Below are 24475 nucleotides of genomic sequence, written 5' to 3'. Positions count from 1 at the left end.
AAACAATAATTACAGCCATTTAGAATCGCGGGTAAATGAAATTGTCAGCCAGCGATGCGGTCCGGGGTCTCCAATCGCCAAAGCTATCTCATCGCGGATTTTATCAAAACGCCGTACGCCATCATTTTCCATAGATTCCGGAATAACCACATGAATTTCAATAAATAAACCTCGGCCGACCCGTGTTGCATAATGGGAATAATCCAGGAAACCGTATTCCAGAATTAAGCGTTCCATAATACGTTCGATAGAAACATCAAGCGTATCCGGCGTCATTTGTAGTACTTCGCGCACGGCGGATATGACAGTTTTAATTGGCACCGGAATCAAAATCAAAGTTAACAATGCCAACACCGCCGGATCGGTATAAACAATCAGATACTCATAGGCGGTGCCTTCCAAACTCCAGGACAGCAGAAAAGCCACCAGTAGCGCAGAACTGATGCAGGCAGACATCAGCCAGCTTTTGGTATCCAACGCAATCAGCTCTGATTTCACCTGTTTATTTAACCGGCGCTGCTTCAGGAAAATGGTAAAACAGAAAATACTGACCGCTAACGCATACGCAATGGCCCAGCCTAATTCCAGCTCCCTGCCCCCCTCTGTAATGCCTTTGATAGCATTTACAAAGGCGTAAAGACATAGAAAGGCTAATAGGCTGCCGTTAAATGCCAGTACCAAGGGTTCAACATGCCAGAAGCCGTATTGAAAACGGCGGCTATTCGGCTGTCCTAATAAACGTGACACCAGTAGAGATAAACTGCACATACCGGCATCTAACGCCGAAAACATGCCGTCAAAAATAATCGAGATCGACCCACATAAAATACCAAAACCAATCCCCATCCCCGCAATAATCAAAGTGCAGAAAATAGAGCGTCGAAGTATCTGCTGCTCGAGTCGGGTATCCTGGGTCTGAGGGATAACGGGGTGTGCTAGCGCAGTCATGGTGGCTCAACCTATTGTTTTATATTAATGAATAGTCAGGAAACCAGCACAATTAATAAAGTTTTTAATAATTTATATCTTATAGTTTGTCACAACATTGAATAATTACAAATCAATAAGATAATTAAATTAAGAATTAACCCACAGGTTAAATTATTGTTTTATAATTATTATTATTTATCTTTCGACTGGGTTTTCAATGCTAGTCGTTTGATTTTAAATGCTCGTAAGTCGAATTTATTGAGTTATGAGATTGCTAAAACCGATGCGTGAGTTTGCCCTGCCTCATCAATTAGTCACATATCTAAACTATACTTTTGATGGATGTGTGGTATTGCGGCAAGGGGCCGCGGATTATCATACTTTATAGTGCACTCTGATAATGGGACACAACATGACGACAAAACCGAATATCTTGTTGGTACACGGTGCCTGGGGCGATGGTTCGCACTGGCGTCATATTATTCCGACTTTACATAATAAAGGCTATCCGGTGTACGCGGTACAAAACCCGCTGACCTCTCTGGCCGACGATGTGGAACGCACCGAAAAATTGGCCACCTCGCTCCAGGGCCCGACCATTCTGGTCGGTCACTCCTACGGTGGCATGGTTATTTCTCAGCTTGGACATTTACCTAATCTAGTAGGACTGGTTTACGTCGCCGCTTTTGCACCGGATAAAGGCGAAAGTCTCGGCAGTATTTTCCAACTGCGCGATTTACCTTCCGGAGCCGCTAATCTGTTTCCGGATCAGGACGACTTTTTATGGATAAAATACGATAAGTTCCATGAAAGTTTCTGTCAGGATTTGGACAAAACCGAAGCCGTTGTCATGGCTGCTGCACAAAAGCCGACCTCAGGAAAATGCTTCTCCGACACTTCAACGGAACCCGCGTGGAAGACTAAGCCAAGCTGGTATCAAATATCCAATCAGGACCATATGATTCCGCCGGAAACCCAACAATGGTTTACCGAACGCATGAAACCGAAAAAAACCATTCGGCTGGACTCCAGCCATGCGTCTCTAGCCTCTCATCCCAATGAAATCATCGCACTAATAGAAGAAGCTGCCAGCAATTATTAAGTTATTCAATCTCCCGGAGTCAGCGTCACTGGCTCCGGATAATGTCACTCGGCGAAGGTGGTTTTAATTGAGAGAAATGCCAGGGTAAACGGCTAGAATATAAACCCACTGGCAGAAGCGCGAACAGCTTCGCTATATTGAATATCGCAAAATCTGTTGAATTGGTGCGGTCGATTTACGCATTCCACATCGTAAATTAATTTGAAAATTTCCATATAACACAGCGTAGTCAGTCTTATTTAAGCACGGCAAGAACGCGGGATGGTTAACGTTGAATATCAATAACGGTGACTAAAATATTATCCATCATTAATGATATTCAATGAGACTAGATGACGCAGGTTTATCAGTAAGTCACGCTAAGGCCGACATAATCCGGGTTAGGTTGGCGCCACTCATCACCGCGACAGCTCTTAGTGCGATGACAATCCGCCATACGTTCTGCACCTGTGCGCTCATCACCGTGAAGTCGAAATTTCGGTTCACGAGATTCACTATAATGGCCTTCCGGGAACCAAGTCCCGCCACATCCGGTTAATAATAAGCTGAGTAATAACGCTCCGATTCCTTTCATTAACGATTCCATGTGATTAATTAAATGACATGGAAAATGATAATGTAATTATTTATTCACATCAATAATGAATAACCTTGTCAGACCAGAACGTCTGCGTTCCAACAATTAATATCAGTCAACTTTTTGTAATTAATATAATTAAATACTTTTACTTAGGGCGAGGGAATATATCCGTTGAATAAAAATGGTTAATTCTTTCTTTACAAGAATTAAACAGTATAAATAAATTTTAATATTTACCAAAAAAATAATTATCTAGCTATAAATTGGAAAATGCGCTTCCATAAAGGCTGCTATCTGCATAATTTTGTATCTGATAATACTCGGAGCATAAAAAATCCGCCCAAAGGCGGATTTTTATTGGATTTCGCATTTAGTTCGTAAGAACCAATACTAAACCGGCTGATTACTCTTAGAAAGTGTAACCAACGCCAGCGATCCAGGTACCAACGTCAACGCTACGGATGCGGCTCTGCTCGTAAGAGAAGTCCAGCGCTACGTTCTGCATTGGGTTCAATTGAACACCAGCACCGTATGCTACGCCGTAATCGCTTGAACCCGATTTAGCTTCTGGGTTACCCGCGCCGTTTGCAGTGAAACGACCATAGCCCACACCAACTACGCCATAAACGCTAGCCCAATCGTTGATACGGTAAGCAGGACCCGCAGTGATTGCGTTGTACTGTGCTTTGTTGTAAACGCTGCTGCTGTCACCGAAAGAACTTTTTTCAGTGTGAGTGAAAGAACCGATAGCGCCCAGTTGGGAATCGGACCACTCGTAGCGGTATTTCAGGTTGAAACCTGAAGCCTTGTTAGCAACACCTTGGTAATCGCTCTGAGCGTAACCGCCAGTAACGGTACTCTGGCCTGCAAATGCACTACCTGCGCTCACTGCCAATACACAAGCTGCTACTGCTGAAAGACATGCAATTTTTTTCATAACCACCTCAAGACGCAAATTATTTTCAATTAAACAAAAACACCATTAAAATATAACAAAACTTAGGTAGAAACTCTGCACCTGAATCGTTGTCTAAACTTTTATATGGTGTAACAAATCATTTCAAGAACAGTGTAACTCGCTAAAAGTATACGCCTTTTCCCGAATTTTTGTCGAAATTGTGAAGTTCCTCACTTAACGCTATTCCAGACAATTCTTAGTTTGCCGTCTAAAAGATAGCCGCAAAACGCATAAAAAACACTCAAGATTAAATTATTTCTCTTTTTTCCCGTCTCTGATCCGCTACTTTTGCGAATTATTAGATACATCGGCAGCATTTCATTTACACTGGCAAAAATCTGATTATTCACTCTTTTTCCGAGGCTCTAACGGATGTCGCTGTCCTCTCAGTCCAAATTATCGCTCCCCCTGCTGCCCGTTTTCCTGCTGGTTATAGCCATGATCTCGATCCAGAGCGGCGCTTCATTGGCAAAAAGTCTATTCCCGCTAGTCGGCGCGCAGGGCATTACCTCCCTACGGCTGGGGATTGGTACGCTTATTCTATTTGTGATTTTTAAGCCCTGGCGGATGCGCTTTACAGCCGGTAGCCGCATGCCGTTGCTGGTTTACGGCCTGGCGCTCGGCGGAATGAATTTTCTGTTCTACCTGTCTTTGAAAACTGTTCCGTTGGGTATTGCCGTGGCTCTTGAATTCACCGGCCCGCTGGCCGTTGCCATGTTTTCTTCCCGCCGCCCCATCGATTTTCTGTGGGTTGGGTTGGCCGTAATAGGTTTAGCCTTCTTACTGCCGCTGGGCAAAAGCGTAGACAGTATCGATCTGTTCGGTGCCGCCTGCGCCTTGGGCGCCGGTGCCTGCTGGGCGATTTATATTATTTCCGGCCAAAAAGCTGGGGGCAACCACGGGCCGGGTACCGTAGCTATTGGTTCCCTGATCGCCGCGCTGGTTTTCTGCCCGATTGGCGTAGCCTATAACGGTATGGCGCTGTTTTCTCCCGCTATTTTGCCTATTGCTCTGGCCGTCGCCATTCTCTCTACCGCCTTGCCTTACTCACTGGAAATGGTGGCGTTAACCCGACTTCCGGCCCGTACCTTCGGCACATTAATGAGTCTGGAACCAGCTTTGGCAGCCGTTTCTGGCCTAATTTTCCTGAATGAATATCTGACATTGATACAATGGTCAGCGCTGGGCTGTATTATTGCCGCCTCTATTGGTGCAACTTTAACGATTAAAGCCAAACCCAAGATTGAAGAACTGACTTAATCAATATGAGAGCGATGGCATGGAAATAAGACCGGCAACACCTGAAGATTTCACCGCAATCTGGCCACTTTTTCAGGCGGTTATCGCCAGTGAAGACACCTACGTTTTCACCGCAGACACGCCAGAACGGGTCGCTTACGAATATTGGTTTGGTGACGGCGTGCGCTGCTGGGTCGCGCTGCATGAAGATAAAATCGTCGGGATGTATAAGCTGATTGATAACCAACGAGGATTAGGTTGTCACGTTGCCAACGCCTCTTTTATGGTCGATGCCAGCGTCAGAGGTTTAGGCATTGGCAAACAGCTGGGGCTGCACTGCATTGAACAAGCTCAGCGCCTAGGTTACCGGGCAATTCAGTTCAATTTTGTCGTCAGCACCAATACTCTGGCGGTCAGCCTTTGGCAAAAACTGGGCTTCGGCATTATTGCAACCCTGCCGCAGGCGTTTAAACACCCGAAACAGGGTTACGTAGATGCTTACATCATGCACCGTTTTCTGCCTCCGGTGCCAACCGCTCAGATTTAACACCGTTTAGGCAAGACTTATTCATCACGCTATGCCTTGTTTTATAAGGACTAGCGTTTTTTATTAATTATATTCACTTCTTTTGGCATCCAAAACGGCAGGCTGATTCGTATAGGTAGATGTGAGGCAAGACTCACCTCTTCCATACTAATAAGGATTAACATTATGAAAACGCTTATCCGTACCGCGATCTGTGCCTCTTTAGTATTCAGCAGTGTATCTATGGCAGCAGCGATGTCCGACACCGTGATGGTGGGGGGAGCCGCAATGCTCCCGAGTAAAAACATTATTGAGAATGCCGTGAATTCTAAAGATCACACAACTTTGGTGGCCGCCGTTAAAGCTGCCGGTCTGGTGGATACCCTACAAGGTACAGGACCCTTTACCGTGTTTGCGCCAACCGATGCTGCGTTTGCTAAATTACCAGCCGGAACCGTTGAGAATCTGGTCAAACCGGAAAATAAAGCCGTGCTGACCCAAATTCTGACTTATCACGTGGTAGCCGGCAAATATGATATGAAACAGCTTGAGAAAAAAATTAAAGAGGGTGGCGGTACCGCCGAGCTGAAAACCGTCAACGGTCAGCCTCTGTGGTTTATGAATAATGGGCCTCATAATATCCAGATTAAAGATGCCAAAGGCAATCTGGCCAATATCAGCACTTATGATGTGAATCAGAAAAATGGTGTGATAGATGTCATTGACACAGTTCTAATGCCTAAATAAAAGCGGTCTATACTGGGTGCAGTGTCTCACTGCACCTTGCTTTTAGGGATTACAAATGAATGAAGCGTCTTTGGCTGAACAAATTGAACTGCTGGAAGCGATTGGCAAAGGCGACCAAGCGGCATTTGAACGATTATACCGGTTAACTTCCCCACGTCTTTTCGCCGTTGCCTTACGTATGTTACGTAACCATGCCCGAGCCGAAGAGGTATTGCACGATTGCTTTATTACCGTGCTCAGTCAGGCGATTAATTACAATCCCAGCCTCAGTTCTCCCCTTACCTGGCTCACACATATTGTCCGTAATCGGGCAATAGATTTGATGCGCGGTAATGATAACCGTTTGCAGGGATGGGATGAAGACGAGGCCGATAACCTAGCTGATGACGCGCCCTCGCCGGTCTCTCAGCTACAGCAAAGTTCCGAAGCCAAGCGGTTGGAGCATTGCATGGCATATCTCCCCGCTGAACAGCGGCAAAGTATTATGCTGGCTTATTATCAGGGACTTTCTCACAGCGAGGTCTCAGAACACTTACAACAGCCTCTTGGCACGGTGAAAAGCTGGATCCGCCGCGCGCTGGAGCACTTAAAGAGCTGCGTAGGAATATGAAAAACAGACGCGAATATCAATCAGCACTGGCCGCAGAATATGCGCTGGGCACTCTGCGCGGGCTGGCTCGAATTCAATTTGAGCGACAAATCCTACGGAATCCCGAACTGGCAGAAGAAGTGTCTCGCTGGCAAAACCTGTTTAGCCAAATGGACAATAGCTTACAGCCCGTGACACCGCCGGCCTGGATTTGGAAAAAACTCCAGCTCCAATTGCCTCCCCCCGAAAAAGCAGAGACTTCCTCAATACGCCGCGCAAGTGGCGCATATCTCGGCTGGGCGATCGCAGTCTGTTTAGCTGCACTCTTGCTGGTCCCCCGCCTGCTGGTGCAGCCTGAAGCCCCCATTCCGGTTGCGGTTCTGGCCAGCAGCGAGCAAAGCGGCCAATGGATTGTCAGCATGGATAAATCTACCCGCAGCCTGACGTTAACTCCATTAAGCACAGTACCGATCGGCGAGCAGCATAGCCTTGAACTGTGGAGTATTGCGGCAGGCGAAAAACCTCACTCTCTCGGCTTGTTAAATGCTAGCGGGCCGACGCAGGTCGCTTTCAATAAAGTTGCGTTAACCAAAGGCAACGTGATGGCAATCAGTCTGGAACCTCACGGCGGTTCTCCAACCGGGCAACCTACCGGAGCGGTACTGTACAGCGGGCCATTACAAAATATTTAATGTCGGCGCTTAGCTCTTCAGCCAGCAACAATGAGGTTTTAGGATGAAAGACTGGAATCCTGATTTGTACCGCCAGTTTGAAGCGGAGCGCACCCGACCGGCGACAGATTTACTGGCTCGCGTGGCAATCAATACGCCCGATTTTGTCAGCGATTTAGGCTGTGGGCCGGGTAATTCCACCGAATTACTGCGCCAGCGTTTTCCTCACGCCCATCTGGTGGGAATCGATAATTCTCAAGCAATGCTGGAAAGCGCGCAAAAGCGGCTGCCAGACTGTAAATTTCAACCTGCGGACATTCAGCATTGGCAACCTCCTCAGCCGCAAAATGTGATTTACGCCAACGCCTCCCTGCAATGGTTAGAAAATCATCGCCTTTTGATTCCTCAATTGATGAGCCATTTGGCCCCGCAGGGTATTCTGGCAATCCAAATGCCCGATAACCGTGACGAACACAGCCACTGTGCCATGCGAGAAGTCGCCGCTGAAGGCCGCTGGCAACAACAATTAGCGGCAAGTAACGCTGAACGCGTTAAAATTTTGTCTGCCAGCGAATATTACGATCTGCTGGCTCCTCTTGCTCAACGCGTGGATATCTGGCGAACTCGCTATTTCCACCCGATGCCTTCGGCTCAGGCGATCGTTGACTGGGTACGATCCACCGGCTTACGTCCTTTTATTGACCCTTTGAATGAAACCGATCGGCAAGATTTCTTGCAAGCTTATCTGCTAAAAATCACGGCGGCCTATCCGGTACACAGCAATGGCAACCTGCTGCTGGCTTTCCCTCGCCTGTTTATCATCGCTCAAACGGCCTGAAGTGTTTTTCTTCCTTGCAGATAGAATAACCCTGCCGCTATCAGCGAGGTATTCATTTGCTTACTGCCGATGAATATCAGCCCGTATATTGCTCTGATTTATAACCCAGAAAACCTCTCAATTACCCCTTGTTTGAGCCTATTATTACAATAGCTTTATTTCATAAATAATTATCTTTATCTTAGTGAGCAGGAATTAAAGGCCGCAGTCATGTAAATATGGACATCTTATTGTTTCGCGCAGGTTAAATAACTGAATTTATCCAAAAACAAATAGGCCCGTGAGCACAGATGAATAAATGCTTCAGCTAATTTATTTTAAATCATAACGTTACCAAAAATTTATTCAATCATGGTCTATGACTAATTATCTGACGTTATAACCAATTTAATTGATAGGCCGTATTGGAGCAACGAAATTATATAACCCTGCTATACTTGATCCGGTAAAGAAATTAATAACCAATACAGCATGAGGATACCTATTATGAGTACCGCTAAACTGGTAAAAACGAAATCTTCTGACCTGCTTTACACCCGTAATGATTTGGATGAAAGCGTAAAAATTGGCGCAATCAAAGCGCTGAACCACATGCTGATTCAATTTATCGATCTGTCATTGATCACCAAACAGGCTCACTGGAACATGCGCGGCGCCAATTTTATTGCCGTTCATGAAATGCTGGATGGCTTCCGTACCGCCATTACCGGGCACCTGGATACCTTTGCAGAGCGCGCGGTGCAACTCGGTGGCGTAGCGCTGGGAACCGTCCAAGTCGTCAACGATAAATCACCGTTGAAAAGCTATCCGACTAATATTCATAGCGTGCAAGAGCATCTGAAAGCGCTGGCCGACCGCTATGCGGTGGTAGCGAATGATATTCGTAAGGCGATTACTCAGGTCGAAGACGAAGACACTGCGGATATGTTTACCGCCGCCTCTCGCGATCTGGATCAGTTCCTGTGGTTTATCGAAGCCAATATCGAATAATTTAATTAATAATTGTTAGATGAAACACTATGGAGGGTCGGCTTAGCTGGCCCTTATGCTTTTCGGAGGACACTGACGATGGCAAGCGGATGGGCCGGAGACGGCGCAGTGCAAGACCAGATTGATTCCACCGTTGACGATGCGGTTCAGCGGGCACGTCAGGCGCTGGGTAAGGGCGAGAGTGCTTGTTACTGCCTGGAATGTGGTGAAAAAATTCCTGAGGCGCGTAGAAAAGCGCTAACCGGCGTTCGATATTGTATCAATTGTCAAAAAATCCTCGATAAACAACAGGCTGATCACGCTGGCTATAACCGCCGGGGCAGTAAAGACAGCCAGTTACGCTAACTTCTCTTTCTTCTCTTATACTTTCTCATACTCACTCGCTTATACCGACTGTTTAACCCTTCGTTATTTCTATCATCAATAAATGTCGATCATTATTTTTTGCGTATAAAAAACCTGAACTCACCCGCATTTTGTTATTTAACTGTTAAACTATAATCATTAATTATTGACTAATTAGTTACTGATGGGTTACTCATGGAGAGATTGCACCAAAATGGTAAAAACGCACCATTGTGGTGACCCATAGCAGTGCAAAATACAGTAACTAAGTAGTTGCAACCTAATTATTTAGATTAATTGCTTTATTTTTAAAAGACTTGCAATTTTGGCACGATCTTTTCATATTGCTCCCTGAATTATAAAAAAACGGATCTCCTCCACTCAAAGTACAAAGGAACTCCCACATATGAAGTCACTTGTAAAAGTTTCATTGGCCGCAATCACTCTGGCCTTTGCAATAAGTTCTCACGCAGCGGACAAACTGATTGTTGCCACGGATACCGCTTTCGTTCCTTTCGAATTTAAACAAGGGGATAAATACGTTGGTTTTGATGTTGACCTTTGGGCCGCCATTGCCAAAGAGCTGAATCTGGATTATGAGCTGAAACCCATGGATTTCAGCGGCATCATTCCTGCTTTGCAAACCAAGAACGTTGATTTGGCACTAGCCGGTATCACCATTACGGACGAGCGCAAAAAAGCCGTTGATTTCTCTGATGGTTATTACAACAGTGGCCTGCTGGTCATGGTAAAAACCACCAATAATGACATCAAAGGCGAAGCCGACCTGAAAGGCAAAGTTGTTGCAGTGAAAAGCGGCACCGGCTCTGTTGATTACGCGAAAGCCAACATCAAAACCAAAGATCTGCGTCAGTTCCCTAACATTGACAACGCCTACCTGGAATTAGGTACTGGCCGCGCGGATGCAGTTTTGCATGACACGCCAAACATCCTTTATTTCATTAAAACTGCCGGCAATGGCCAGTTTAAAGCGGTGGGTGATTCCATCAAAGCTCAGCAATACGGTATCGCCTTCCCACAGGGCAGCGAATTGCGTGTGAAGGTAAATGCTGCACTGAAAACATTGAAAGAGAACGGCACTTACAACGAAATCTATAAAAAATGGTTTGGTGTTGAACCTAAGTAATTAATTTTTGCCGTTTTTAGACCAGGAGAATATCCATGCAGTTTGAATGGAGCGCTATTTGGCCCGCCATACCAATCCTGCTTGAAGGCGCTAAGTTAACCCTATGGATCTCGGTCCTGGGTTTACTTGGCGGCCTGATAATTGGGGTTGTAGCCGGTTTTGCCCGTGCTTACGGTGGTTGGTTAAGTAGAAATATTGCATTAGTTTTTATTGAGTTGATTCGCGGTACACCTATCGTTGTACAGGTGATGTTTATCTATTTTGCTTTGCCAATGATGATGCCGGTACGCATCGATCCTTTCTCGGCGGCGGTAGTCACCATCATTATCAACTCCGGCGCCTATATCGCGGAAATTACCCGCGGTGCAGTGCTGTCAATCCACAATGGTTTCCGTGAAGCCGGTTTGGCTCTGGGTTTATCCAAACGCGATACCCTGCGTTACGTTATTGCCCCTCTGGCATTGCGTCGCATGTTGCCACCGCTGGGCAACCAATGGATTGTTAGCATCAAGGACACCTCACTGTTTATCGTGATCGGTGTAGCCGAACTGACTCGCCAGGGTCAGGAGATTATCGCCGGTAACTTCCGCGCCATGGAAATCTGGACGGCTGTTGCGGTGATTTACCTGATTATCACGCTGGCGCTGAGCTTTGTCCTGCGTCGGTTAGAAAGAAAACTGAAAATAATATGATTGAATTCAAGAATGTCTCCAAACACTTTGGCCAAACCCAGGTGCTGCACGATATCAATTTGAATATCACCAAGGGAGAAGTGGTGGTGATTATCGGGCCATCAGGCTCAGGTAAATCCACGTTGCTGCGCTGCATCAACAAGCTGGAAGTCATCACAAAAGGCCAACTGATTGTCGATGGTTTGGATGTTAACGACCCCAAAGTCGATGAGCGTCTGATTCGTCAGGAAGCCGGAATGGTGTTCCAGCAGTTTTATCTGTTCCCTCACTTAACCGCGCTGGAAAACGTGGCTTTTGGCCCGATTCGGGTGCGTGGAGCCAGTAAGGCTGAAGCAGAAAAACAGGCGCGAGCCCTGTTGGCAAAAGTAGGGTTGTCCGAGAGGGCGCACCATTACCCAGCCGAACTGTCTGGCGGCCAGCAACAGCGTGTGGCTATCGCCCGCGCGCTGGCGGTTAAGCCCAAACTGATGCTGTTTGATGAGCCAACCTCGGCGCTGGATCCGGAATTACGTCATGAAGTGTTGACCGTAATGAAAGATTTGGCCGAAGAAGGCATGACCATGGTCATCGTCACCCACGAAGTGGGCTTTGCACAGAAAGTAGCCTCACGCCTGATCTTTATTGATAAAGGCCGCGTGGCTGAGGATGGCGATCCTGATACGTTGATCTCCAATCCGCCAAGCGACAGGCTACGTGAGTTCTTGCAGCACGTTTCCTGATAACCCTACCCAGCGGGCGGCTACTGGCTCCCGCTGGGTATTTCACGATTTCTTATCCCCGTTTATCGCATTAACGTTTACGCTATTAATTTTTCTCAATTAACTACCGCTATAACTTTGCCGGTTTTTTATCTGCGCGAACGCCGCCATCAGCTTCACCACATCCTGCATACCAATATTGACCTGATTAATCACTTCCCCCGCATCCTGAGTGAGCGCCACGCCGCCGCCAGCTTGTTCCACGCAGGTTCCCATACCTTTAATCGCCGCGGTCACTCCGTTCTGAATCGTTTTGGTCATATGTTCGATTTCAGTGGCAGCTTGACGAGATTGATCCGCTAGCAAACGCACCTCACTGGCCACCACGGAAAATCCTTTGCCATGCTCTCCCGCATGGGCAGCCTCAATGGAAGCATTAATCGCCAGCAAATTAGTTTGAGAGGATATCTTACGAATGGACTCTACAATGGTGCCGATCTCCTTGGAACAGCGCCCTAAGTCGCTGACTACGTCCGAAGTTTCGCGGGCAATGGATTCCACTTCCAGCATGCCTTTTACCGCCTGCTGGACAATATTTGCCCCTTCGGACGCTGACTTATCGGTATTGACTGAAAGATGATGTACGTTGCGCATCAGCGCTTCTTCATGCTGCTGCTGTTGAATCAGTTGAGTAATATCCTGAGCAATTTTAACCACCTTTATCACCTGCCCATCGTGATCCATAATCGGGTTATAGCTGGCCTCCAGCCAGACATCTTCTCCACGGCTATTCATACGTTCAAAGCGGCCGACAATAAATTCGCCACGCGCCAAACGCTGCCAATGCTGGCGATATTCGTCGCTATGGGCAAACTCAGGCTTACAGAGAATCTGATGGGGTTTATGCTGAATATCCCGAAGAGAGTAACCGATGATATTTAATAGATTATCGTTGGCATCCAGAATAATGCCTGCGGGCGTGAAAGTTATCATGCCCATTGAACGATTTAGGGCTTTTAGCAGACTTTGGTGCTCTTGAGACTGTAAAATTCGCTCGGTGACATCGCTGGCAATCTTGATTATCTCCACCACTTTCCCCTGCCTATCCAGCACTGGCGTGTAAGTCCCCTGCAACCAGACCACCGAGCCATCTTTGCGAATACGTTTAATATTATCGGTGATCGGCTTTCCCTGATTTAATATCTGCCAGTGGCGTTGATAGGCTTCGCTTGCGACATAATTGGGATCGCAAAATATTCGATGATGCTTGCCTATTATCTCTTCACGCTGATATCCCATTGCCTGTAGAAATAACTGATTTGCCTGTATTACCGTCCCATCTGGCTTAAATATAATCATCGGTACTGCGCTATCTATCGAGGTTAATTCGGAACGCCAGGGCGCATGAGAAGATCGTAAATTTAAGAACATAGCTGAGAGTCCTTATGGCGAATAATGAATAAGCCGAGGCCTTATCTTTATCAACATGCCTTTTTACAAAAAACATGCCAAAGCCCGAAGAACATTAAAAATGTCCTCCGCAGGCTTTAGTCTTCACCCTGGGAGAATGAGACATTGCTGTAAAATCAGAGAAAGTCACAACGAAAAATTTTGTAATTTGTATGATTATTAGCAGGCTATATTGCCCGTCGGGTATTTATCCTCTAAGCGTAGAACAAAGTAATGATATTGTTAACTGCTCGACACAATAACCGGATAAAAACTGTGATTACTTTTGATGAAATGGCTGGAAAGGCGGGTGAATAAAGCAAAAAGTGGGAGATCGCAGAAATAAAATAGGGCCCGACAACATTTGGCAGATAACGCTACCGTTGCCGCCGAGCCAAGAGTTGATTTAATACTTTTAATCAATACTTTCAACCAATTATATTCAACCGAATAGCAGGCTACGTTACCAGCGTTCAGCCACCCAGGCCGCCTGTTGCTCTTCAGTCTGAAATGTCCAGGCCACAAAACGGCTGACTTTTTGCCCTTGCGCCATATCAATAGTGCGAACCTCTACCGCCTTAGCGTAGCGTAAAGCGTGATAAATCGCTGGTAGGCTGGTTTTTTTCGATACCAATGAAGTGAACCACAGGCAATTATTGCCCCTCGCGACGCTTTCTTGCACCATGCGAGTGACAAAACCCTCTTCGCCGCCCTCGCACCACAGTTCGCTATTCTTGCCGCCAAAGTTCTGCACCGGCTTAGCCGCCACTTCACCTTTGCCCAATTTGTGCAATTTACGGCGAGTTGTCGCCGCAGCTTCTTCCGCAGAACCGTGGAACGGAGGGTTACACAGGGTGACGTCATAACGTTCGTTAACTGCCCAAACGCCTTCGAAGATAGCTTGAGGCTGCTTTTGCAATTTCAGACGTAGCGTATTTCTCAGGGTCGGGTTCATCGATACCACCATTTTCGCCGCGTTCAGCGCATGCGGATCGATTTCCGTACCGGTAAAGCGCCAGCCGTACTCACGCTGACCGATAATTGGATAAATACAGTTGGCCCCCACGCCGACATCTAATACCGCCACGCTTTTCCCCTGAGGAATCACGCCGCCATTGCAGCTAGCCAACAAATCGGCCAAATGATGCAGATAATCTGCACGCCCTGGAATCGGTGGGCAAAGATAATCTGCAGGAATATCCCAGAATTCAATGCCGTAGAAATGTTTTAACAGCGCCCGGTTTAACATTTTTACCGCCGCGGGATCGGCAAAATCCACGGAAATATCACCGTAAGCGTTCGGAGCCAAAAATGCGCTTAATTCAGGGCAACTGGCTGAAAGCGCATCAAAATCGTAGCGGGAACGATGGCGATTTCGGGGATGTAATCCGCTTTTTTCTTTGGGAAAGATTTTTTTGTTTTCCATCGTCTTCAGTCTCTGATAGGCATTTTCTGGCGCGTAAGATAGCATAAATCGCCTTAAAACGGGCGAGTGACAAAACAGGCCGCCAATAACCTGTTAATTTTCCAGCGAGAGTGCGCGAAATTCCGTTTAGCCACTAAGCTGACTTCTTATGATAAACCTGATGTAGGGATGTTATGAGTACCGAAGACGATTACTATTATGAGCCCGCCAGCGGCCACGGCCTGCCCCACGACCCATTAAACGCCATTATCGGCCCACGACCTATCGGCTGGATTTCCTCTGTTAGCGCCAAAGGCCAGCGTAATCTGGCTCCTTACAGCTTTTTTAACTGCTTTAGCTATACGCCACCTATCATCGGTTTTTCCAGCAACGGTTGGAAAGACAGCGTGGCTAATATTGTGGAAACCGGCGAGTTCGTCTGGAATCTGGCCACCCGCCAGTTAGCAGAGGCGATGAATAACAGCTCCGCCCCGCTCTCGCGGGAGCAGGATGAATTCCAGTTTGCCGGTTTAACGCCGCAACCCAGCCGGTTAATCGCCGTAGATCGCGTCGCGGAAAGTCCGGTGAACTTTGAATGTAAACTCACGCAATGCATTCAGTTAAAGGCCGCCGACGGCAGCAATACCAATAGCTGGCTGGTGCTAGGAGAAGTGATTGCGGTGCATATTAATCGTCAATTGCTAGACAGTAACGGCACCTATCTGACCACGGCGGCGCAGCCTATTCTGCGAGGAGGCGGGCCGAGTGCTTATTATGGCGTCACCGAAGAGCAGCGCTTTGATATGCTGCGTCCGCAGGGGGTCGCCGCACGTTAGTTTTTGTTCATAAAAATTGAATTAGATTCTCAATTCTATCCGGTTTCATAAATATCACAGAGGCGTAACATAGCTTCTATCGAAAGGAAATGCCCTTTCACTCTAACGAAATCGGATAGGATTACATCATGAAAAACATCAAAAACTTTGTTGCAGTTCTCGCTCTAACTACCCTTTCATTTGCCAGCGTTGCCGCTGAACACGTTAATAGACAGGACGCGGCTCAGTACCAGAAAGCAGGCGTCATTTCCGTTAGCGGCGCAACTGACCTGAGCAGCCTGAAAGCACAGTTAGCTGAAAAAGCTGATGCTGCTGGCGCTAAAGCCTTCACCATTACTTCTGCAACCGGTAACAACCTGATGCACGGCACCGCAGTGATTTATCACTAATATTCCTCAGCCGTTCGAAAATGTCCATCAGCACCCCCTGATGGGCATTTTTCGATCTATTCTGTTGATTACAAGGCATTAATAGCATTGGCGAAAGCGCGACACATCGCTTCGTCCCCATGCTGATTATCAGCCAGCACACGTTCACCATCGACCACTCGAATACTGACATTCAGATCAAAATCAGCCGCTGGCTGTGGCCGCTGCGCCGCGCTGGCAATAGCGTCCTGCGCGGCTGCCCACGCTTGCTCAACCGTTTGATTGCAGGCCGCCGCCAGATAAGCGGGATTAAATCCTTCGCCAGTCAAACTCCGTAAGGTTTCATCATGGCTAACGCTATTACCGGGACGCCAGTAATGTTCCGCCAGATCCGAGCCAATTGCCGGGTTATCGGTTAAATAGCCGTCGCGTTGCAGGAAGAAGGCGCGCGTTTGCTCTACCGCCATCAACGCCAATAGATAACCCTGATAGGAGCAGGCCGATTCCATTGATAATAAATGAGGAATCGCCAGCGTTGGCCTTGGGCTGGCGTTAATACCCAGAATCTTTTGCTCAATATCTCGCGCCAGCTGGGTAATTGCCTGCGGCGTTAGCTGCACGTCATCCCATTGATACAAAGCCCACTCAAAGTAAGGCACCAGTAAAATATGACGCTCATTGAATGCGCGCATCGGTTGCTTGGATTCAATATTGTCGCGAATCAATTCATCTGGCAGCGGTTCACCGGCAGCATTTTTAGCGTAACGTTTTAACCAATCCGCATCGTCCAGCAGGCTATCGCAGAACATCGACTGAGTTTCTGCATAAGCCATTGAGGTCGGTGGAAATTCCTGCGAGAAACAAGGCGCATTTTGCACAATATTAGCAAAATGCGCCGCGTGGCCGCCTTCATGGAACAGCGTATTCAAACCTGAAGCTCCACTTCCCACCTGATCGGGTTTCGCCAAACTGGTAAAATTGATCCGCGCCGGTATCCATTTACCCTGCTGAACAAATGGCGGCACCGGGCCATGCATAAAACCATTTTCATATTTTCCAGCGCGAACCAGTAAATCCAAATTCATCTCCGCGCCGCGAAAACCAATGTGCAGGCGCTTAAAACTGTTGATCCAGCGATCTAATGATTCGGCAAAAGGAAAATAAGGATCGAGCTGACGAGTGACGTCTCCAGCGCTGGCAAAACGGATATTCCAAGCTTCTAATGCAGACTCCCCTTGTTTTTCCGCCAGTTGTTGCAGGCTACGGCGGTTCGCTTCACGAGTTTGCTGTTCAAAAGTATCCAGAATGGCAAACAGTTGTTCCGGCATCATCTGTTCGGTTTTATTAACTTTATAGTCAAAATAGTTACGATACCCCATTTGGCGAGCAAATCGGTTACGCAAGATAATCAACTCAGGCAAGCCATTGTGCAACAGCCATTGCTCTACTTCGCGCAGCGCCTGCTGAGAACTTTGTCGGTAAGTTTCATTTTCATTAGTAGCCTGATTGGTCAGCAACTCGCCCAGGGAAGCCGCGACTTTTTCACCTTTAGCATTAAAATGCATTGGCTGGTGAGTTTTGCGCCGCTGATAAAGATCGGACTCGAAGGCAATAATTTCATCTAGCAAAGCCTGCGCCTGAGGATCTTCAATGGCATTACAGTCAAAAAAGCGATACCAGCCCCGCAGCCCGTGAAGCAAATCCTGATTTTCCGGCGTTTTTGGCTGGGCTTCTAATGCCGTAATCAGCTCACGCAGCTCTTTTAAACGGCGACTTTCCGCAATAAACCTTTTGTATGCCGTCTCCGCCGCCGAGAATTGCTTCCCAACGTCGGCATCCCCCAAACCCATGTAATTCTGCCAAAACAGGTCTTCTTTGGCCTGATGCACTGCCAGATAATCTTGATTCAACGCGTTGAAATAACTCAAAGCCTGTTGCATAGGATTCCTTCCATCATTGATAGGGTTATCACGCTAAAAGCCCTCACCGACCTGATGCCAGCGGGAAGCCAATCAGGACCAAGACTGGCGGAAACCGCGCAGTTTATTCTGTGAAAACCGGATTATTTAGCAGCAAATTGCCGCAATGCCTGCTCTACCGATATTGCCTGCCCGGCAATAACCTGACAGCAGGCTAACTGCTTGAGGATCGACAACGGAACCGGCACCTCGCCAGCCAGACAGCGTTCAATCCAGCGGGCAGTTTCTGCTGCATCTTTGGATACAGGTAGATCAGGCACGCCGCTTTCTTCTGCACGCTCCAGCAAGACTCTTTGCTCACCGCCAACGATCGCGTGGAGCGGCGGGCTGCGCAGCGGATTAGCGTAAACTTCCCCTTCAGTTCCCTGTAGCAGCAACGCCGGCGCGCCAATAGCCTGAAAGAATCGACCGACCTTTTGCATATATTCTGGATGCGAAACGCTGGCCAAACGCAGCGCTCGCTGATGCAGAAATGGCGTCGCCAGTTTTGCCAAGGTATGGCTGCTATTACGCACCCCCATACGCCAGCGCATTTGTAGCTGACAATCTAACTCTGGGGAAAATGCAGATACCGGAATAAATACCGGCTGGCCGTTATCCAACCGAGTTTGAGCATCTTCTTTTGTCTCAGACCAAGGCATGCCTAGCGCCTGAAAAATCTCAGCGCTGGTCACGCGAGTGCTATCTTCGGTCACGCCGTGTACGACCACCGGCAGCCCTAAACGCGACAACAGTAACGCCAGAAGCGGTGTCAAATTAGCCTGTTTACGCGCACCGTTATAGCTGGGGATCACCACCGGCATTGGCCGACCTTCAGGAGCCTGTAGCGCCATCACTTGCTGTTGCATAGCCTGATAAAAACCGAGGATTTCCTCCTCCGATTCCCCTTTGATACGAAAAGCAATCAGAATGCCCCCCAGCTCCAGTTCAGGCACCTGCCCCGCCAGCATTCGTTGATAAAGCTCACAGGCTGTCTGCTGATCCAAATCGCGGGCGTGATTTTTGCCACGTCCTACTTCTTTGATAATTTTGCGGTAATCCATCAACAAAGGCTTCCTCTCGCTATTTTGTTTAGCATAACTCAGGTTTGATCCGGCTAAAACCGGCTCACTTACTCCCAGGGAGCCTGCGGTGTAAATGCCTCCACCAGCCTATCAATCGCCGCCCGAATCCGCGCGGGCATCACCTGCCCTTTTAGCCAGACAATATTAATCGGTGAACCGGCGCCAGTGTTGCCTGGCAAGGTTTCCATCAATCGACCGCTTTGCAGCGCAGGGTTGACGAGCCAGCGCGGCAGTAGTGCGATACCGTGCCCCGCTTCCGCAGCCGTGGCTACCGCCGCCATATTATCCAATCGTAAACGACTGGCTGGCGTTATAGATTCGGTTTTGCCTGCGTCATTCACTAAACGCCACGTTTGGCTGCGACCATTTCGTAACAAACTAATCGTGCGATGATGCGCTAAATCCGAAATGGAAGTGGGATGACCATAGGTAGCTAAGTAATCAGCACTGGCGCACAACACCCACTGTTGTTCTCCCAGTTTTCGCGCCGCCAACCCGGCAACATCACCAATATGCCCAATACGCACAGCCAGATCGACGCCTTCCTCCGCAAAATCCACTGTGCGATTGGAAAACAAAATTTCCAGCTGTAGCGCGGGAAAACTGTCGGCTAATTCGAGCAACGGCGACATCACCCACTGCTGGCCGAACAATATCGGCAATGACACGCGCAAGCGCCCGCTGGGAGCCACGGCTCGCGCCGCCAACTGAATCTCTGCGGCGTCCAGCGCATCCAGCGCTTTTACGCAATCCTCATAGAAAATCTGCCCTTCGTCGGTGAGAGAGAGGCTACGAGTGGTGCGCTGAAACAAACGCACCGACAGGCGGGATTCTAGCCGCGCCACTGCTTTACCCACCGCTGAGCGGGATAAACCAAGCTGTTCTGCAGCACGGCTAAAACTGCCAGCCTGCGCCGCCTGGACAAAAGCTCGTATGCCGTGCAAACGATCGCCGGAAATCATCACTTTCTCCTTATCAAAGCCCAATGAATATCACCCATCTTAAATAAATCTGTACTGATTGATACCCCATTGGAGAATTTAATTCCGCTATAAAAAGAAAAAATGGCGCAACTGAGTCACTTAACTAGCCACTACACCGTGAGGGTTTCTTCTTCCCGGATTATGCCTATGTCCTCAGCGCTCACTTCGGATTTACCTCTGACCCGTCGACAATAGGCTCTCATGCTGACCGGTATCAGTCTGGCCAGTTCTTTAGGTTGTATCGATTTGACTATCGTCAATACCGCGGTTCCCGCCATTCAACAGGCATTTTCCGCCAGCGCGGAAAACCTACAGTGAGGCGTTTTATTGTTCCTGATGGCACTCTGCGCTTTTATGGTCACCGCGGGTCGCTACGCTCGCTATCGGATACTTTATCTGGGGATGCCGCTGTTTGGCTTATCATTACCAAGCGCTGGCCTGGCCGATAGCATTTGGATGATGAATCTCTTTCGCTTATTACAGTGAGCAATCTGGGTTGTACTTTATACGTAACGGTCAGCCTGATGGCCGCCTTTCCCGAAACAAGCCCGCACCAGAGATAGGCACTTTGTTGGGCGTAAACGAGCCGGGATGGGCGATTGGGCCGGTGGTGGGCAGAATACGGGTTAGCACCTTAGGCTGGCGTTGGGTATTTTTACTCAATTTAGCGCTGATTTTACTGAGCTTTGCCGGCTGTCGGGGCAAAGTATGCGAATTGCTCCTTGATACAGGCCAGCAGAGATTGGATATTATCTGTCTACTATTGCTGATTAGCGTGCTGGCCATTTTACTGTCAGGTATCAATCATGGCGGCCTGTGGGGTTGGATAAGCGGTAAAACTTTGGAGATTTTGTTGCTGGCCGCGCGAGGAAAACGCCCCCGCAGCCCAATCGGCGTCGCGGGGAGCGGATAATTAGAATCAGGTCTTCGACGCCGTAGGGCTAAACAACGCACGGTAAAGGCCACCGCCCAAAGCACCGCCTATCAGCGGCGCTAACCAGAATACCCAAAGCTGCTGTAAGGCAATTCCACCGGCAAAAATGGCCACTCCAGTACTTCGCGCTGGATTAACCGAGGTATTATCCACCGGAATAGAGATCAAATGGATTAAGGTTAAACATAAACCTATGGCTAACGGCGCTGCCGCGGCGGGTGAACGGGAATCCGTCGCGCCCATAATCACCATCACAAACCCCATTGTCAGAATCACTTCGGCAATCAACACCGATTGCAAACTGTAGCCCCCCGGAGAACGCACGCCGTAACCATTGCTGGCAAAGCCTGCGGTGACGTCGAATCCGGACTTACCACTGGCGATAAGATACAATACCGTGGCACCGGCTAATCCCCCCAGAACCTGCGCAATAATATAGGGAATCAACTGCGCGCCGGAAAATCGCCCACCCACCCAGAGCCCCAGCGACACCGCTGGATTAAAATGCCCGCCGGAGACGTGGCCCAAAGCATAAGCCATAGTGACGACGGTTAAACCAAACGCCAATGCGACGCCCAAAAAACCGATTCCCGCCACTGGAAACATAGCCGCCAACACCGCACTACCGCAGCCCCCCAAAACTAACCAGAAAGTACCGATAAACTCTGCCATAACCTGTTTCATGCTGCTTACCTCAGACGCCGGATAGACCCTTAAAATGGGCTGGAAGCTGAACTACGCCACTGCCGGAGGTACGCCCAGACTTAACTCGTATGAGTTGGCAAATAAGAGTTAACTGACCTGCGGCTAATTTAATCTTAGCCACGGATTTTTTTGAGGTGAAAGAGAATTGCGTGAAACCGTTTGAAATGCCTGGCTACAAATAAAAATGGCAATGAATTGCTCACTGCCATTCGCTTATTTTTCACCACGTCGTTAGCTGCCCAACGTAACGTCCGTGCGGCGACGTTTAGGGGCTTTTTTTCGCGTAGTCGCTGCTTTAACCGAGGTTTTTTTCGCCGCAATAGGCACCGCTACCGCCTCTGGCATCTCCGGCTGTTCAATAGGGAAAACGGGCAACGCCGCCAATAAGCGTGAGCCGTAGCCTTTGGTCAGTAAACGGCGATCATAAATGACAATTTCGCCGTGGCACTCATTACTGCGGATCAAGCGCCCCACCTGCTGAATCAGGTTAAATGAAGCGCTAGGTAAACTTTGCACTTCAAACGGATAGCGTTTTAATGATTTCAGCCATTCTCCTTCCGTCAAAATCACCGGGCTATCAATCGGCGGAAATGCAATCTTATGGATATGCACCTGCGTCAGTAACTCCCCTTTCAGATCCAGGCCTTCCGCGAAGGATTGCAAACCGATGAGTACGCTGGGCGTGCCTTTTGTCACCCGTTTACGATGCTCTTCAACCAACCGGTAGCGCGGCTGATCACCTTGAACCAGCAGCATTAAACGCAGATCGGTGATGTGGCTCAGAAAGGTTTGCATCGCCCGATGGCTGCTAAACAAAATCAACATACCTTTATGGCGACCGCTGGCCTGTTCGGCTCGGAAATACTGCGCCATTTCGGCCAAATGCTCCGCTTCGTTCGCCATCGTCGGTTCGACGCGCATTTTGGGAATAACCAGCTTGCCCTGCTCAACGTGGTTAAACGGGGAGGAAAGCGCCACAAAACGATCCCCGGTCTTTTCGCTCAAACCAGAGAGTTCCTGTAGGCGAGCAAAGCTGTTGAGGGAACGCAGCGTAGCCGACGTCACAATGACATGGGGGACTTTGCGCCACAGCATTTTATCTAACTGATCACTCACGCGAATCCCCACGCAGTGGAAGGACAGATGAGTTTGATTTTCGCGATATTCCCGCGTAACCCATTTAGAAATAGGCGCATTTGAAGCTTTATCCATTGCGGCCAGACGCCACAGTTTGGTCATTGCCTCCAGATAACCGAAGGTACGGCTCATCTGTAAAATCGCCCGATGCAGCCGCACGATATCGTGCTTACCGGTTTGTTCGGTTAAATCATTAAGAACAAACTCGGCTAAACCGCGTAGTGCATCGGTTAACTTAAATAATTTGGCGCAGCTTTCTGTCAGGCTTTCCGGCAGGATGCCCATTTCAAAACGATAAGTAGCTTGAATACTATCCGTAGGAAGCAATTGGCTAACCTGTTGTTCTACGTTCAGAATCAGCTCCCGCATCTGCTCGCAGTGATCTTTTAACCGTTCCGAATTAGCCAGTTTAGGCGGGTTTTTCGGCCGATATTGCACCATGCACTGATCCACCAGGCGGGCAATCATATCCAACTGCATATTGGCAAAAACGGCGGTGATCTCACCTTCGATCTCCAACGCATCCCGCGCCACATCTGGCAGGTGATGCCCCTCATCTAGCACCAATAATAATTCTTTTGGATTCGGTAATACCGATTCAGTTTCCAGCGCCGCCATGACCAAAGCATGGTTGGCTACCACCACATCGGCGGTTTCGATCTCTTTACGCGCAATATAGAACGGACATTCACGAAAATAATGACAGTTGCGCCCTAAGCAGTTGGCTTTATCAGTGCTGAGCTTGCCCCACAGAGAATCGCTGATAGATTGTTGATGATGATCGCGCAGCCCATCCCAAACGTGGCTGCTCAACGCTTTAGACAGGCCCACGCAGGTTGCCTGCTCCTCGCCGTTGGCTGGCGCCAGCTCATCGCCCAAAAACAGCGATAAATCGCCCTGGCCAGAGACATCGGTACACATGGCGGCCAGATTTCGCGGGCAAACATAGCGTCCGCGCCCAAATGCGCCGGTAAATTTCAAATCGGGAATAATTTTTTTCAGTAACGGCAAATCCTTGCTGTAAATCTGATCCTGCAGCGCCACGTTAGCGGTGCTCACCACCAGCGGCTTGGTTTCCGCGCGGCCGATCGCAATACCGGGAATCAGGTACGACAAGGTCTTCCCCACGCCGGTTGGGGCTTCGATAGCCAAATGTCGTCCGGCATCGCCGGCCAGCGTTTTCGCCACTTCAGCTATCATTTGACGCTGCGGAGCGCGAGAAACAAAGTCCGGAATCTGTTGCCCAAGGGCCTTATACCACTGGCTGATTTGATCTTTTACTGCGGGGGATAACGCCATGCATATCTTATCTAAACTGAATGTTGCCCTATTGTCCCACAGTGCGCCGCTCACGTCAGCCTATTCGGGACCGCGAATGCGTAGAATAATTCAGCGCCTTCACCGCTGATTATCAATTATTTTTTATTATCTCATCCTTAAATTCACTTTGTCATAAATACATCACACAGATGCGGTAAAAATTCTGCGCTGAGAAAGTTCAGACAGATATTGAATACAGCAAAAACTTTGATGATTGGCATCTTTCAATGAAGAAAACAGGGC

General features: G+C 48.4%; 25 protein-coding genes. 15 read left to right on the top strand and 10 right to left on the bottom strand.

Translation table 11 applies throughout. The features are described from left to right. Positions 1–9 precede the first annotated feature (9 nt). Positions 10–948 (bottom strand): cation diffusion facilitator family transporter, encoded by a 939-nt coding sequence (locus DBA33_RS06640; RefSeq protein WP_120805956.1) that lies wholly within the window; start codon positions 946–948, stop codon positions 10–12. A gap of 394 nt (positions 949–1342) precedes the next feature. On the opposite strand from DBA33_RS06640, the gene DBA33_RS06635 reads away from it, so the two are divergent. Next, the gene (locus DBA33_RS06635; protein WP_064512698.1) at positions 1343–2032 is read left to right on the top strand and encodes an alpha/beta hydrolase; all 690 of its coding nucleotides are present in this window, start codon (positions 1343–1345) and stop codon (positions 2030–2032) included. 346 nt (positions 2033–2378) lie between these two features. On the opposite strand, the gene DBA33_RS06630 is transcribed toward DBA33_RS06635, so the two are convergent. Then, positions 2379–2606 carry a hypothetical protein gene (locus DBA33_RS06630; RefSeq protein WP_064512696.1) on the bottom strand — a complete coding sequence of 76 codons (228 nt, stop codon included), beginning with the start codon at positions 2604–2606 and terminating at the stop codon, positions 2379–2381. Positions 2607–3021: 415 nt separating this feature from the next. Next, positions 3022–3549: an outer membrane protein OmpX gene (gene ompX, locus DBA33_RS06625; RefSeq protein ID WP_049596628.1), complete on the bottom strand. Its 528-nt coding sequence runs from the start codon at positions 3547–3549 to the stop codon at positions 3022–3024. A 393-nt stretch (positions 3550–3942) separates the two neighbouring features. On the opposite strand from ompX, the gene rhtA reads away from it, so the two are divergent. The 11 genes from rhtA (at position 3943) to glnQ (ending at position 12073) form a co-directional block, all read left to right on the top strand. After that, complete coding sequence (rhtA, locus tag DBA33_RS06620; RefSeq protein ID WP_064512694.1) at positions 3943–4830, top strand: threonine/homoserine exporter RhtA; 888 nt, start codon at positions 3943–3945, stop codon at positions 4828–4830. 19 nt (positions 4831–4849) lie between these two features. Continuing rightward, positions 4850–5356 carry a GNAT family N-acetyltransferase gene (locus DBA33_RS06615; protein ID WP_120805954.1) on the top strand — a complete coding sequence of 169 codons (507 nt, stop codon included), beginning with the start codon at positions 4850–4852 and terminating at the stop codon, positions 5354–5356. 165 nt (positions 5357–5521) lie between these two features. Next, positions 5522–6082, top strand: coding sequence for a fasciclin domain-containing protein (locus tag DBA33_RS06610; RefSeq protein ID WP_064512690.1), 561 nt, complete (start codon positions 5522–5524; stop codon positions 6080–6082). A 55-nt stretch (positions 6083–6137) separates the two neighbouring features. Beyond that, complete coding sequence (locus DBA33_RS06605; RefSeq protein ID WP_064512689.1) at positions 6138–6692, top strand: sigma-70 family RNA polymerase sigma factor; 555 nt, start codon at positions 6138–6140, stop codon at positions 6690–6692. After that, complete coding sequence (locus DBA33_RS06600) at positions 6689–7363, top strand: anti-sigma factor (protein ID WP_064512687.1); 675 nt, start codon at positions 6689–6691, stop codon at positions 7361–7363. The genes DBA33_RS06605 and DBA33_RS06600 overlap by 4 nt, the downstream gene beginning before the upstream one ends. A 43-nt stretch (positions 7364–7406) precedes the next feature. Then, positions 7407–8180: a trans-aconitate 2-methyltransferase gene (gene tam, locus DBA33_RS06595; RefSeq protein ID WP_064512685.1), complete on the top strand. Its 774-nt coding sequence runs from the start codon at positions 7407–7409 to the stop codon at positions 8178–8180. 486 nt (positions 8181–8666) lie between these two features. Then, positions 8667–9170: a DNA starvation/stationary phase protection protein Dps gene (dps, locus tag DBA33_RS06590; protein WP_049596635.1), complete on the top strand. Its 504-nt coding sequence runs from the start codon at positions 8667–8669 to the stop codon at positions 9168–9170. Between the two features lie 78 nt (positions 9171–9248). Beyond that, a complete protein-coding gene (locus DBA33_RS06585) occupies positions 9249–9515 on the top strand; it encodes a DksA/TraR family C4-type zinc finger protein (protein ID WP_064512683.1) in 267 nt (88 codons plus the stop codon). Positions 9516–9921: 406 nt separating this feature from the next. Further along, complete coding sequence (glnH, locus tag DBA33_RS06580) at positions 9922–10662, top strand: glutamine ABC transporter substrate-binding protein GlnH (protein ID WP_064512681.1); 741 nt, start codon at positions 9922–9924, stop codon at positions 10660–10662. Between the two features lie 35 nt (positions 10663–10697). Continuing rightward, the gene (gene glnP / locus DBA33_RS06575; RefSeq protein ID WP_042528064.1) at positions 10698–11354 is read left to right on the top strand and encodes a glutamine ABC transporter permease GlnP; all 657 of its coding nucleotides are present in this window, start codon (positions 10698–10700) and stop codon (positions 11352–11354) included. Then, a complete protein-coding gene (glnQ, locus tag DBA33_RS06570) occupies positions 11351–12073 on the top strand; it encodes a glutamine ABC transporter ATP-binding protein GlnQ (protein ID WP_064512679.1) in 723 nt (240 codons plus the stop codon). Before glnP ends, glnQ begins: the two co-directional genes overlap by 4 nt. Positions 12074–12172: 99 nt before the next feature. Here the strand turns inward: glnQ and DBA33_RS06565 are convergent, their stop codons facing one another. Together DBA33_RS06565 and rlmF are read right to left on the bottom strand one after the other, a co-directional pair. Beyond that, complete coding sequence (locus tag DBA33_RS06565; protein ID WP_120805953.1) at positions 12173–13483, bottom strand: PAS domain-containing methyl-accepting chemotaxis protein; 1311 nt, start codon at positions 13481–13483, stop codon at positions 12173–12175. 481 nt (positions 13484–13964) lie between these two features. Further along, positions 13965–14927: a 23S rRNA (adenine(1618)-N(6))-methyltransferase RlmF gene (rlmF, locus tag DBA33_RS06560; protein WP_179207934.1), complete on the bottom strand. Its 963-nt coding sequence runs from the start codon at positions 14925–14927 to the stop codon at positions 13965–13967. A 173-nt stretch (positions 14928–15100) separates the two neighbouring features. On the opposite strand from rlmF, the gene DBA33_RS06555 reads away from it, so the two are divergent. Together DBA33_RS06555 and DBA33_RS06550 are read left to right on the top strand one after the other, a co-directional pair. Then, complete coding sequence (locus DBA33_RS06555; protein WP_064512675.1) at positions 15101–15742, top strand: flavin reductase family protein; 642 nt, start codon at positions 15101–15103, stop codon at positions 15740–15742. 128 nt (positions 15743–15870) lie between these two features. Then, on the top strand, positions 15871–16131 hold the full coding sequence (locus tag DBA33_RS06550; RefSeq protein ID WP_064512674.1) for a YdgH/BhsA/McbA-like domain containing protein: 261 nt from the start codon (positions 15871–15873) through the stop codon (positions 16129–16131). Positions 16132–16199: 68 nt separating this feature from the next. Here the strand turns inward: DBA33_RS06550 and DBA33_RS06545 are convergent, their stop codons facing one another. The 3 genes from DBA33_RS06545 to DBA33_RS06535 all read right to left on the bottom strand — a co-directional run bounded on the left by DBA33_RS06545 (position 16200) and on the right by DBA33_RS06535 (position 20115). Next, complete coding sequence (locus DBA33_RS06545; RefSeq protein ID WP_064512672.1) at positions 16200–18050, bottom strand: M3 family metallopeptidase; 1851 nt, start codon at positions 18048–18050, stop codon at positions 16200–16202. 122 nt (positions 18051–18172) lie between these two features. Then, positions 18173–19132, bottom strand: a complete 960-nt coding sequence (gene ybiB / locus DBA33_RS06540) for a DNA-binding protein YbiB (protein WP_120805948.1) — start codon at positions 19130–19132, stop codon at positions 18173–18175. Positions 19133–19200: 68 nt separating this feature from the next. Beyond that, positions 19201–20115: a LysR family transcriptional regulator gene (locus tag DBA33_RS06535; protein ID WP_064512668.1), complete on the bottom strand. Its 915-nt coding sequence runs from the start codon at positions 20113–20115 to the stop codon at positions 19201–19203. Positions 20116–20632: 517 nt separating this feature from the next. Here DBA33_RS06535 and DBA33_RS06530 point away from each other — a divergent pair. Beyond that, a complete protein-coding gene (locus DBA33_RS06530; RefSeq protein ID WP_128821789.1) occupies positions 20633–21049 on the top strand; it encodes a hypothetical protein in 417 nt (138 codons plus the stop codon). A gap of 6 nt (positions 21050–21055) precedes the next feature. On the opposite strand, the gene aqpZ is transcribed toward DBA33_RS06530, so the two are convergent. Further along, complete coding sequence (gene aqpZ, locus DBA33_RS06525) at positions 21056–21790, bottom strand: aquaporin Z (RefSeq protein WP_276148114.1); 735 nt, start codon at positions 21788–21790, stop codon at positions 21056–21058. Positions 21791–22006: 216 nt separating this feature from the next. Further along, positions 22007–24211: an ATP-dependent DNA helicase DinG gene (gene dinG / locus DBA33_RS06520; RefSeq protein ID WP_064512663.1), complete on the bottom strand. Its 2205-nt coding sequence runs from the start codon at positions 24209–24211 to the stop codon at positions 22007–22009. Between the last annotated feature and the right edge of the window lie 264 nt (positions 24212–24475).

The sequence above is a fragment of the Yersinia sp. IP36721 genome, assembly GCF_003634395.1.
Lineage (GTDB): Bacteria > Pseudomonadota > Gammaproteobacteria > Enterobacterales > Enterobacteriaceae > Yersinia > Yersinia entomophaga.
This window is presented reverse-complemented; position numbering and strand designations above follow the sequence as displayed.